Raw genomic sequence first — 12,386 nt, forward strand, 5'->3', positions numbered from 1 at the left:
TTCTTTTAAATTCAATGGCATTAAAACGCTATCCGGCGAGTGTAACCTGTTCAATCGTCTTTCTGATTTGCTTTCGCTAAACGCGCTAAGCTCTGTAAGCGTTTTTTGACTTTATCAGAAGCTTGATCGGCAATCGCGAGCAGCACATGAGCGGCATGTTCAGAGAGCGGTGGGCGAGGATTTGCCGCCCGTACATCCTCAGAGGTGACTTTGCTTTGTCGATACAGCTCTGGATTGACTCGCACTTCGATACTGATCAAATGACCAAACCCGTTTTGTCTAAGCTGAGTCAAAATATGTAAACGCTCATAATCGACTTTCATTTTGAGCGCTGCACTGGCTGCTTCAAGCACCAGATTTCCACCACGCACATTAGCGGCGCGCACTTGGGTTTTTAAGCCTTTGGGCAGGATTTCTTGTAATTGGCGATTAATAAGCAAAATTGCTTTTGCATGCTCTTGGATCTGCTTGAGTTTGGATGCCTGAATCAACTCATCGGTAGCGGTAGGGCGGTGATCACGCATCGGATTCTCCTTTGGCTGGTGTGACGCTATTCTAACGCGCTTCTTGGCACATCGAAACGTACATCTTAGTTTGCCAAGATGAATTAAAAAGCACGAGAAACCTTGTAAACATTGGGCTTAGTGCACAAAACCGCAAGCTCGTATTCAACAAATCATAGAGAACCTTGGTTGTTGAGACAAAAATTCCTTAAACTAGGCGGCACTTAATTAACTGCGTGCCTTGAAAATAAACGCTGTCATCACAATATCTCACACAGATGACTTATCTCAGTATCCTTAGTTGAAAATAGGTAGAGACTAAAGACATTCCAAGGTCGATAGACAGCGATTTAGCACAGAGAGATTCACAACAAATGATAACTAAGCTACTGACAAAGGTGATTGGCAGTCGCAATGACCGCACACTGCGCCGTTTACGCAAGATTGTAAAAGAGATTAATAACTACGAACCCGCCTTCGAAGCCCTCTCCGATGAAGAGCTAAAAGCGAAAACTGTCGAGTTCCGTCAACGCATTGAACAGGGCGAAAACCTTGATCAACTCTTGCCAGAAGCTTTTGCCACCGTGCGCGAAGCTTCTAAGCGTGTGTTCGGCATGCGCCATTTTGATGTACAGCTGATTGGCGGTATGGTGCTGCATGGCGGTCAAATCGCTGAGATGCGTACCGGTGAAGGTAAAACGTTAACCGCAACGCTGGCCGCTTACCTGAATGCTCTACCTGGCAAAGGTGTACACATTGTTACTGTCAACGACTACTTGGCCAAACGTGACGCAGAAACCAACCGAGCACTTTTCGAATTCTTAGGCATGACCGTGGGCGTGAATATTCCCAACATGCCGCAGCCTGCTAAAAAAGAGGCTTACCAAGCCGACATCCTGTACGGTACCAACAACGAATTTGGTTTTGACTACTTGCGCGATAACATGGCATTCCGCCCTGAAGATCGCGTGCAACGTGCCCGCTTTTTTGCCGTGGTCGATGAAGTGGACTCGATCTTAATCGATGAAGCACGTACCCCGCTGATTATCTCAGGTCCTGCGGAAGACAGTTCGGATCTCTACATCCGCATCAACAAGCTGATCCCGCTGCTACAAAAGCAAGATAAAGAAGATTCGGAAGAGTACCGCGGTGACGGTCACTTCACCGTGGATGAAAAATCTAAGCAGGTGCATCTGACCGAAACGGGTCAAGAGTTTGTCGAAGAGCTCTTGGTGAAAAATGGCATGATGCAAGAGGGTGATACGCTTTACTCTCCCGCTAACATTAGCTTGCTGCACCATGTTAACGCGGCATTGCGTGCGCATGTTCTGTTTGAAAAGAACGTCGATTACATCGTGACTCCAGATGGCGAAGTGGTGATCGTTGATGAACACACTGGTCGTACTATGCCGGGTCGTCGCTGGTCTGATGGTTTGCACCAAGCGGTAGAAGCAAAAGAAGGGGTGAAGATCCAGAACGAAAACCAAACTCTGGCTTCGATCACTTTCCAAAACTACTTCCGTCTGTATGAAAAGCTGTCAGGTATGACGGGTACCGCCGATACCGAAGCGTTCGAATTCCAGCAAATTTACGGTTTGGAAACGGTCGTTATTCCAACCAACAAGCCTATGGTGCGTCACGATATGCCAGATGTGGTGTATCGCTCCGAAGCAGAAAAGTTTGCTGCGATCATTGAAGATATCAAGTTACGTGTTGAGAAAGGTCAACCTGTGCTGGTTGGTACGGTTTCGATTGAGAAATCAGAACTGCTCTCCAATGCACTGAAAAAAGCAGGCATCAAGCACAATGTTCTGAACGCGAAGTTCCATGAAAAAGAAGCGGAAATTGTTGCTGAAGCCGGTAAACCTGGCGCAGTCACCATCGCAACTAACATGGCGGGTCGTGGTACGGATATCGTATTGGGTGGTAGCTGGCAGGCCAAAGTAGAGAAGCTGGAAAACCCAACTCAAGAGCAAATTGATGCGATTAAAGCCGAATGGAGACAAGTGCACGATCAAGTGTTGCAAGCGGGCGGCCTACACATCATTGGTACTGAGCGTCACGAATCTCGTCGTATCGACAACCAGCTACGTGGTCGTTCTGGTCGTCAAGGTGATGCGGGTTCATCGCGTTTCTATCTCTCAATGGAAGATACTCTACTGCGTATTTTCACCTCTGATCGTATGGCGGCATTGATCCAAAGCGGTATGGATGAAGGCGAAGCGATTGAGTCCAAAATGCTCTCTCGCTCGATCGAAAAAGCGCAGCGTAAAGTCGAAGGCCGTAACTTCGACATTCGTAAACAGTTGCTGGAATACGATGACGTGGCAAACGATCAGCGTAAAGTGGTTTACGAACTGCGTGATGAACTGATGAGCGCAGACGACATCAGTGACATGATCGCGCAAAACCGTGAAGATGTGCTGAATGCGGTGATGGATGAGTACATTCCGCCACAATCTCTAGAAGATATGTGGGATATCAAAGGGTTGGAAGAACGTCTGAAAAACGATTTCGATCTGCCACTGCCGATCCAATCTTGGTTAGATGCTGACAACAAGCTGTATGAAGAAGCGCTACGTGAGCGCATCATCGAGCAAGCGGTTGAGGTTTATAAAGCCAAAGAGCAAGCGGTTAGCCCTGCGGTGATGCGTAACTTTGAAAAATCGGTGATGCTGCAAACGCTAGATACACTGTGGAAAGAGCATCTGGCGGCGATGGATCACTTGCGTCAAGGTATTCACTTACGTGGTTACGCACAGAAAAACCCGAAACAAGAGTACAAGCGCGAGTCGTTTGAACTGTTTGAAGATCTGCTCGAGTCACTCAAATCGGATGTGATCACTGTGTTGTCCAAAGTCCGTGTCCAGCAGCAAGAAGAAGTGGAGCGTATGGAAGCTCAACGCCGCGCTCAAGCTGAAGAGGCGGCGCGTCATGCACAAGCGCAACATGCGAGTGCTGATGATGCTGAGCAAGACGAGTCGAACCAGCCTATGGTGCGTGATGAACGCAAAGTGGGCCGTAACGAACCTTGTCCATGCGGTAGCGGTAAAAAATACAAACAGTGTCACGGGCAAATTAACTAAGCCAGTTTCACCTTATTAAATAAAAGAGTCGCTAAGGCGACTCTTTTTATACCCAAACAACTTGAAGTTGCAGCCAACACCGCTGTGGCTTTGAGTAGGAAAGGTATACAACTGAAATTCACGTCAGCCAGAAATACAGGAGTCGCCCCTTGAAACGCATCCATATTGTTGCAGGGATCATCTTCAACTCAGATCAGAGCGAAATTTTCATCACCAAACGTCCAGACCATCTGCATAAAGGCGGTTTTTGGGAGTTCCCCGGTGGTAAGGTGGAAGCGGGGGAAAGCCGAGAGCAAGCCATGGTTCGTGAGCTTGAAGAAGAGATCGGCATTACCGTGACGGAGCAACAAGCTTTCCAACATTTTGATTTCGACTATACGGACAAATCGCTGAGTTTTGATTTTATGCTCGTGACGGCTTTTGATGGTCAGCCTCATGGCCGTGAAGGCCAGCAAGGCGGTTGGGTAAAAATTGCCGATCTGGCCAATTACCGCTTTCCTGAAGCGAATGATCCGGTGGTGAAGCAAGTGATTGCTCAATTTGGTTAAGTGGTTTTTTCCTCGCTTGGCCAAGTTGTGAGGCTAGCCAGAGTGGAAGATAGTTGGTAGTTTAAGTCTACAAATTGGAACTGCCTCAAGGCAGTGGAGAATGGAGACAGCAAGATGGTTAGAATTGCGATTGCGGGTGCCGCAGGACGTATGGGACGCAATCTGGTAAAAGCAACACACCAGAATCCGCTTTCCGAATTGGGCGCGGGCTCTGAGCGTCCAGAATCCTCATTAGTGGGCGTTGATATTGGTGAGCTGTGTGGTATCGGTAAACAAGGTATTGTTTTAGTCGATAACCTAGAGCAAGCCGTTGAACAGTTTGATGTGATTATTGATTTCACTGCGCCTGCCAGCACCTTAGCTAACTTAGCCTTGTGTGAGCAGCATGGTAAAAAACTGGTGATTGGCACAACGGGCTTTACCGATGCTCAGCGCCAAACCATTGAGCAAGCAGCAAAGAAGATCCCGATTGTCATGGCGCCCAACTACAGCGTTGGTGTCAACTTGGTGTTTAAACTGCTGGAAAAAGCCGCCAAAGTGATGGGTGACTACTGTGATATCGAAATCATTGAAGCTCATCATCGCCATAAAGTCGATGCGCCTTCGGGTACCGCGATTGGCATGGGCGAAGTGATTGCCCATGCGATGGGCAATCAACTGAGTGATGTGGCGGTGTATGCACGAGAAGGGATCACCGGTGAGCGCTCACGCAATGAAATTGGCTTTGCCACGATTCGTGCGGGAGACATCATTGGTGAGCATACCGCCATGTTTGCCGATATTGGTGAGCGAGTGGAGATCACCCACAAAGCCACTGACCGAATGACGTTTGCCAATGGTGCGGTCAAAGCCGCCATTTGGCTCGCGGAGCAACCCGCCGGTTTCTACACCATGACCGACGTGCTCGGATTAAATGACCTGTAAATACATAATTATGCGCCAGCGATCAGCTGGCGTTTTTTTTATCCTTAAAACTTGATTGAAAATCTTCTCACCCATTTTTGGCGATTGGAAAGTTTGTTTTGTTGTTATTTTGACTATCTCGATTGGTTTTTGTGGCTTTTGTCTTATTTTTTACTAAAAACTTTGCCTGTTAACGATTGCTTTATGTGTGGTTGTTTTTTTGTCACCTATTTCAGTTTTTAAAATGTTCATTCTTATTGAATGAGGTGTTGTTAGGTGAAAAAGACCCAATAAATGTGTTTTTTTGATGGGTTTGATGAGTAAATGCATTAGGAGTTGGTTAATTTAAATTAATTTTTTAGGCTTATGTTGACAGCGTTAACTCGCATCTCTAGAATATCGCCAATTTGTCTACAGCATCCTAATGCATGATTTAGCGGTTGGTAGTCAGGCGAATTTGCAATATAATTTATTTTTTATGCATTTTTATTCTGGAGGTTGTCTTGAGTAAATCAGCACTGTTAGTCCTAGAAGATGGGACAGTGTTCCGCGGAGTGTCCATCGGGGCAGATGGTATTTCCGTCGGTGAAGTCGTTTTCAATACCTCGATGACGGGGTACCAAGAAATCCTCACTGATCCTTCTTATTCCCAGCAAATCGTTACTCTTACTTATCCTCACATTGGCAATACCGGAACCAACTCCGAAGACGAAGAATCCACAGCGATTCATGCTCAAGGCCTTGTGATTCGCGATCTCCCTCTTATCGCTTCTAACTTCCGCAGTGAACAATCCCTCTCTGATTATCTCAAGTCACAAAACATTGTCGGTATTGCTGACATTGATACCCGTAAACTGACTCGTATCTTGCGTGAGAAAGGCGCACAGAACGGCTGCATCATGGCGGGCGATAATCTGGATGAAGCATTAGCACTGGCGAAAGCGAAAGAGTTTCCTGGCCTGAAAGGCATGGATCTCGCGAAAGTGGTTTCCACCAAAGAAGCGTATGCGTGGAAACAAGACTCATGGACGCTAGAAGGCGGCCTACCTGAAGCGAAAGCAGACAGCGAGCTGCCTTACCATGTTGTGGCTTACGATTTTGGTGCGAAGCGCAACATCCTACGTATGTTGGTGGATCGTGGCTGCCGCTTAACTGTGGTGCCAGCGCAAACCTCTGCAGAAGAAGTGCTCGCCCTTAATCCAGACGGTGTGTTTCTATCCAATGGCCCAGGCGACCCAGAGCCATGTACTTATGCTATTGAAGCCACACGCGTTTTCCTTGAGAAAAACATTCCTGTTTTTGGGATCTGTCTAGGTCACCAAATTCTGGCACTCGCCTCCGGCGCGAAAACAGTAAAAATGAAGTTCGGTCACCATGGTGCAAACCACCCAGTGAAAGATTTGGATCGCGGTGTGGTGATGATCACCTCGCAAAACCACGGTTTTGCAGCCGATGAAGCGACTCTGCCTGACAACCTGCGTGCAACCCACAAATCGCTGTTTGATGGTTCACTACAAGGGATTCATCGTACGGACAAGCCAGCGTTTAGCTTCCAAGGTCATCCAGAAGCAAGCCCAGGTCCACACGATGCAGCACCGCTGTTTGACCACTTTATTGAACTGATTAAACAATTCCGCGCTTAATTTGGAGTAGTAGATAATGCCAAAACGTACTGACATTCAAAGCATCCTTATCCTTGGTGCGGGTCCAATTGTTATCGGTCAGGCTTGTGAGTTTGACTACTCAGGCGCGCAAGCGTGTAAAGCCCTGCGCGAAGAGGGTTACCGCGTTATTCTGGTTAACTCAAACCCAGCGACCATCATGACTGACCCAGAAATGGCTGATGCGACTTACATCGAGCCCATCCACTGGGAAGTGGTGCGTAAGATCATCGAAAAAGAGCGCCCTGATGCGATTTTGCCCACCATGGGCGGCCAGACTGCGCTGAACTGTGCGCTGGCACTGGAAAAACATGGCGTATTGGCTGAGTTTGGCGTTGAGATGATTGGTGCAACCGCCGATGCGATTGATAAAGCGGAAGACCGCTCACGCTTTGATAAAGCGATGAAATCGATCGGCCTAGAGTGTCCTCGCGCTGATACCGCAAAAAGCATGGAAGAAGCGTACAAAGTCCTCGATATGGTCGGCTTCCCATGTATCATCCGTCCTTCTTTCACCATGGGCGGCAGCGGTGGTGGTATCGCTTACAACCGTGAAGAGTTTGAAGAAATCTGTACTCGCGGTCTGGATCTTTCACCGACCAATGAACTGCTGATCGACGAATCACTGATTGGTTGGAAAGAGTACGAGATGGAAGTGGTGCGTGATAAGAACGATAACTGCATCATCGTCTGTGCGATTGAAAACTTCGACCCAATGGGCATCCACACGGGTGACTCGATCACTGTCGCTCCAGCGCAAACCCTGACGGACAAAGAATACCAAATCATGCGTAACGCCTCTTTGGCGGTACTGCGTGAAATCGGCGTAGAAACCGGCGGTTCAAACGTTCAGTTTGGTATCAACCCGAAAGATGGTCGCATGGTGATCATCGAGATGAACCCACGTGTATCACGCTCTTCGGCGTTGGCTTCCAAAGCCACCGGTTTCCCAATTGCGAAAGTGGCGGCCAAACTGGCGGTGGGTTTCACACTCGATGAGTTGATGAACGACATTACAGGCGGCGCAACGCCAGCTTCGTTCGAACCGACCATCGACTACGTAGTGACTAAGATCCCTCGTTTCAACTTCGAAAAATTCGCCGGCGCCAATGACCGCCTGACCACACAAATGAAGTCAGTGGGTGAAGTGATGGCGATTGGCCGTAACCAACAAGAATCACTGCAAAAAGCACTGCGCGGTTTGGAAGTCGGTGCGGCTGGTCTGGATGAGAAAGTGGATCTGGACGCGCCAGATGCCCTGACCAAAATTCGTTATGAGCTGAAAGAAGCAGGCGCAGAGCGTATTTGGTACATCGCGGATGCCTTCCGTGCCGGTATGTCAGTGGATGGGGTATTTAACCTGACCAACATTGATCGCTGGTTCCTAGTGCAAATCGAAGAACTGGTGAAGCTTGAAGCCGAAGTAAAAGCCGGTGGCTTTGCGGGCTTGAACCAAGATGTACTGCGTAAGATGAAGCGTAAAGGTTTCTCTGATGCGCGTTTGTCAAAACTGCTCGGTGTGAGCGAAAACGAAATCCGTCGTCTGCGTGACCAATACAACATCCACCCAGTTTACAAGCGTGTGGATACCTGCGCGGCAGAATTTAAGTCAGACACGGCTTACATGTACTCCACGTATGATGAAGAGTGTGAAGCCAATCCGACTGACAAAGACAAGATCATGGTGCTGGGCGGTGGTCCAAACCGTATCGGTCAAGGTATCGAGTTTGACTACTGCTGTGTACACGCCGCGCTTGCCCTGCGTGAAGATGGTTACGAAACCATCATGGTTAACTGTAACCCAGAAACCGTATCAACTGACTACGACACCTCAGATCGCCTCTACTTTGAGCCTGTAACTCTAGAAGACGTGCTCGCTATCGTGCGTGTTGAGAAGCCAAAAGGTGTGATCGTACAGTACGGCGGTCAAACACCACTGAAACTGGCTCGCGCGCTGGAAGCGGCGGGCGTACCGGTAATTGGTACCAGCCCGGATGCGATTGACCGTGCGGAAGACCGTGAACGTTTCCAACAAGCGGTACAGCGTTTAGGCCTCAAACAGCCAGACAACGCAACCGTAACCGCTATCGAGCAAGCGATTGAGAAGTCGCGTGAAATCGGTTTCCCACTCGTGGTTCGCCCCTCTTATGTTCTGGGTGGCCGTGCGATGGAGATTGTGTACGATGAGCAAGATCTGCGTCGTTACTTCAACGAAGCGGTGAGCGTGTCGAATGAATCACCAGTTCTGCTGGATCGCTTCCTCGATGATGCAACCGAAGTGGACGTGGATGCGATTTGTGACGGTGAACGCGTGGTGATTGGCGGCATCATGGAGCACATCGAACAAGCGGGTGTTCACTCTGGTGACTCAGCCTGTTCTCTGCCGGCTTACACCTTGAGCCAAGAAATCCAAGATAAGATGCGTGAGCAAGTTGAGAAATTGGCATTTGAACTCGGTGTTCGCGGTTTGATGAACATTCAGTTCGCGGTCAAAGACAACGAAGTTTACCTGATTGAAGTAAACCCACGTGCTGCGCGTACTGTACCGTTTGTTTCTAAAGCAACCGGTGCACCGCTGGCGAAAATCGCGGCGCGCGTGATGGTTGGACAAACTCTGGAGCAACAAGGCTTCACCAAAGAGATCATCCCACCTTACTACTCAGTTAAAGAAGTGGTTCTGCCGTTCAACAAGTTCCCGGGTGTTGACCCACTGCTTGGCCCTGAAATGCGCTCAACCGGTGAAGTGATGGGTGTGGGTGCCACGTTTGCTGAAGCCTACGCTAAAGCAGAGTTGGGTTGTGGCTCGGTTTACCCTGAAGGTGGTCGTGCGCTACTTTCGGTGCGTGAAGGTGACAAACAGCGTGTGGTGGATTTGGCTTCTAAGCTAGTGAAACTCGGTTACCAGTTGGATGCGACTCACGGTACTGCGGTGATTCTGGGCGAAGCGGGCATCAACCCACGTCTGGTTAACAAAGTGCATGAAGGTCGTCCACACATTCTGGATCGCATCAAAAACCGTGAATACACCTACATTGTGAACACGGCTTCTGGCCGCCAAGCAATTGAAGACTCAAAAGTACTGCGCCGTGGTGCATTGGCTCACAAAGTGAACTACACCACCACACTGAACGCTGCCTTCGCAACTTGTATGTCACAAACGGCAGATGCCAAAGCATCCGTCACTTCAGTACAAGAGCTGCATGCGCGTGTAAAAGCGAACCAAGCTTAATTGGTATTACAACAAGAGAGGCTCAAGGCCTCTCTGACAACCTCTTTGCCCGCTCGTCAGCGGGCTTTTTTCTGCACGGATTTTGCGGTTTAGTTTGATGTAGCGTCTGTGGCTGCCAATATCGCGGCAGTGTCGAGCTTGCCATCCTTATCAACCAAAACCAGACGTTGATGATCACTTGAGAGTTTGACCCATTTGATCTGCTCAATTTCTGGCTGACGCCAATTCAGGATAAACAGTGATGCATTCTCATCTTGCTCAAAGCCGCGCTCGGTATTGAGTTCCCCAAGCGTCACTAGCCCATCAACAGACATCCGATAGCCATCACCGTGACCAATGATCTCCAAGCTGACGGATTTACCATCCACTACGCCATGGTAGATCACACCATCGAAGGCATCGTAGGCAATATCATCCATGCTGTGATCACAACTTTGCGTTGCTTTCTGGTAGGCACCTCCCGCATCTAAACAGCGATCTTGAGCGATAAACTCCCGTCCCCAAAATTGATAAAGCAAGCCGATGGAGACAAGGCCAATACCTAGCAAAGCCGCGATGCTCTTTTTACTCATGAATATTTCTCTGTCGTTATGTGGTGAAAATCGCCATGCATCATAGTTGGGTTTTATTGGTTAGCCAAAGATATTTGTGCGACAAATGAAAAGAGTGGTGGAATTTTCTTCGAGAAGAATGGTGGGGATAGAGAGAGGGGAATACTACTTTTGCCCGATTGTAAGCTAGAACATAGGCAAAAAGACCTGATTGTTTCGGAAGCGAAAACTGAACGAGAACGAATTATAAGCAATGCAGAAGCAGAATTCCAAGTAATCGTAAATAAAGCAAAGACATATGGAGATAAAGCACTAGCGGATGTTGAAAAAAAGATTAAATTGCGTGAAAAACGAGAAAAGGTGCTTTTAAGTAGTATTGAGAAACTTCGAAATGAGCTAAGTGATTTGGAATTAGTCCAAGATAATCAAGACCTTCTTTCTACAGTGACGCCATTTGAGTATATTCTCAATGGGCCTACTAGTGATGAAATTAAGACTTCTCTGGAGCAAGTGAAAAATAAACAGAAGGAACTGATAAAGCAAGGAAAAGCATTTGAGATTCTTCAGGATATCTATTGGAATGACAATCTTGCTCAAGGAAAAGAAAGACAAAAGAGACACGGTAAATTTTTGATAACAGCCTTCAATGCAGAGGTAGATAATATTATTGCTAATACTAACGCGCGTAACTTTGCGGCTAATTCCAAAAAAATAGACAGGTGGTTCCAAAAGGTAAATAAGAGTGGTGATGATAGCTATGTAGAATTAAATCGAACTCTACTATTTTTGCGTTTAGAAGAGCAGCGCTATGCTTTTGAGCATAAGTATAAAAAGGAAATGGAATTGGAAGAGCAACAATTCATGAAAGAGTCTCTACGTGAGGAAGCTAAAGTTAAAAAAGAGATAGAAAGCTTTGTCACAGCTCGCGAAAAGGAAGAGAAAGCTTACCAAAAAGATCTGAGTGATACTCTAGCGAAAGTGCAAACTGCTAACCAAGAAGAAGTAGAAAAGCTTAATTCTCACATTGCAGATTTGAAACTGAAATTAGAACGAGCAACTTCTGAGAAAGAGAGAGCGTTAAGTATGGCTCAGCTTACAAGGTCTGGGTATGTTTACGTTATTTCTAATAAGGGATCATTTGGCGAAAATGTTTATAAGATTGGAATGACAAGGCGTTTAGAGCCAATGGATCGTGTAAAAGAGCTAGGAGATGCGTCTGTCCCATTCTTTTTTGATGTCCATGCTTTAATTCCATCTGATGACGCTCCTGCCTTAGAAAACAAACTTCACTCTAGGTTTGCTTCTCGAAGAGTAAATAAAGTGAATCACCGAAGAGAATTTTTTAACCTGACGTTTGAAGAAGTTAAAGATGCATTAAATGAGTTTGTTGAAGGTGACTTTAACTTGGTTCGGGATGTTGCTGCTACGCAGTATGAAGAATCTAAGTTTTTAGAGGGAAAGGAAGTGGCTAATGGCTAGCATAATAAGTGACCTCAAGCGTATTCAACGAGTATCCTCGGTTGTTACTCGGGCTACTGAACGTTGTTTTCCTAGCGTAGAATTTTCGCGAGTAACGTGTGAGTATAGTGATGGTGAGTTTTCTATTGAGCTATCAGCTACAGTTTTGGATTATCACGATCTTGATGCTGATATTTGTAGTGTTAGTGCTGAGAAATGCACATCAATGTTTGTTGAAAGCATCTTAAACTCTGTAGACAGGATCATTAGAAGACTCGAAAAAGAAGAAGAAGAGTTTCGAAGTGATATAAGGGAATATGGTGAGGCGTTCTCAGAAAGTCCTGCGGCACACTTGTCTTCTGCATTGATGTTCAAACAAATTTTAACAGGAATTAAACCGTAAATAATCACGGGTTTTGTCCAGATTGGTTCTCGTGGATAGCGTAA

Annotated in this window: 9 protein-coding genes; 7 read left to right on the forward strand and 2 right to left on the reverse strand. The window is 47.1% G+C overall.

The features are described from left to right. Window positions 1-50 precede the first annotated feature (50 nt). Window positions 51-524 carry a DUF721 domain-containing protein gene (locus tag R4537_RS07995; RefSeq protein WP_071179225.1) on the reverse strand — a complete coding sequence of 158 codons (474 nt, stop codon included), beginning with the start codon at window positions 522-524 and terminating at the stop codon, window positions 51-53. Between the two features lie 353 nt (window positions 525-877). Here R4537_RS07995 and secA point away from each other — a divergent pair, with 353 nt between their 5' ends. The 5 genes from secA (at window position 878) to carB (ending at window position 9,930) form a co-directional block, all read left to right on the forward strand. Then, window positions 878-3,589 (forward strand): preprotein translocase subunit SecA, encoded by a 2,712-nt coding sequence (gene secA, locus R4537_RS08000; protein WP_071179224.1) that lies wholly within the window; start codon window positions 878-880, stop codon window positions 3,587-3,589. Between the two features lie 149 nt (window positions 3,590-3,738). After that, a complete protein-coding gene (gene mutT, locus R4537_RS08005; RefSeq protein ID WP_000821181.1) occupies window positions 3,739-4,137 on the forward strand; it encodes an 8-oxo-dGTP diphosphatase MutT in 399 nt (132 codons plus the stop codon). Between the two features lie 114 nt (window positions 4,138-4,251). Further along, window positions 4,252-5,061 carry a 4-hydroxy-tetrahydrodipicolinate reductase gene (gene dapB / locus R4537_RS08010; protein ID WP_071179223.1) on the forward strand — a complete coding sequence of 270 codons (810 nt, stop codon included), beginning with the start codon at window positions 4,252-4,254 and terminating at the stop codon, window positions 5,059-5,061. Between the two features lie 482 nt (window positions 5,062-5,543). Continuing rightward, window positions 5,544-6,683 carry a glutamine-hydrolyzing carbamoyl-phosphate synthase small subunit gene (carA, locus tag R4537_RS08015; protein ID WP_080483517.1) on the forward strand — a complete coding sequence of 380 codons (1,140 nt, stop codon included), beginning with the start codon at window positions 5,544-5,546 and terminating at the stop codon, window positions 6,681-6,683. A 16-nt stretch (window positions 6,684-6,699) separates the two neighbouring features. Further along, window positions 6,700-9,930, forward strand: a complete 3,231-nt coding sequence (gene carB, locus R4537_RS08020) for a carbamoyl-phosphate synthase large subunit (RefSeq protein ID WP_071179222.1) — start codon at window positions 6,700-6,702, stop codon at window positions 9,928-9,930. An 89-nt stretch (window positions 9,931-10,019) separates the two neighbouring features. Here the strand turns inward: carB and R4537_RS08025 are convergent, their stop codons facing one another. Then, on the reverse strand, window positions 10,020-10,502 hold the full coding sequence (locus R4537_RS08025) for a hypothetical protein (protein ID WP_071179221.1): 483 nt from the start codon (window positions 10,500-10,502) through the stop codon (window positions 10,020-10,022). A gap of 150 nt (window positions 10,503-10,652) precedes the next feature. On the opposite strand from R4537_RS08025, the gene R4537_RS08030 reads away from it, so the two are divergent. Together R4537_RS08030 and R4537_RS08035 are read left to right on the forward strand one after the other, a co-directional pair. Further along, entirely contained in the window at window positions 10,653-11,960 is a 1,308-nt protein-coding gene (locus R4537_RS08030) for an SNIPE associated domain-containing protein (protein WP_071179220.1), read from the forward strand. After that, on the forward strand, window positions 11,953-12,342 hold the full coding sequence (locus R4537_RS08035; protein WP_071179219.1) for a hypothetical protein: 390 nt from the start codon (window positions 11,953-11,955) through the stop codon (window positions 12,340-12,342). The genes R4537_RS08030 and R4537_RS08035 overlap by 8 nt, the downstream gene beginning before the upstream one ends. The last annotated feature ends 44 nt before the right edge of the window (window positions 12,343-12,386 follow it).

The sequence above is a fragment of the Vibrio paracholerae genome (genome assembly GCF_037672085.1).
Classification (GTDB): domain Bacteria; phylum Pseudomonadota; class Gammaproteobacteria; order Enterobacterales; family Vibrionaceae; genus Vibrio; species Vibrio cholerae.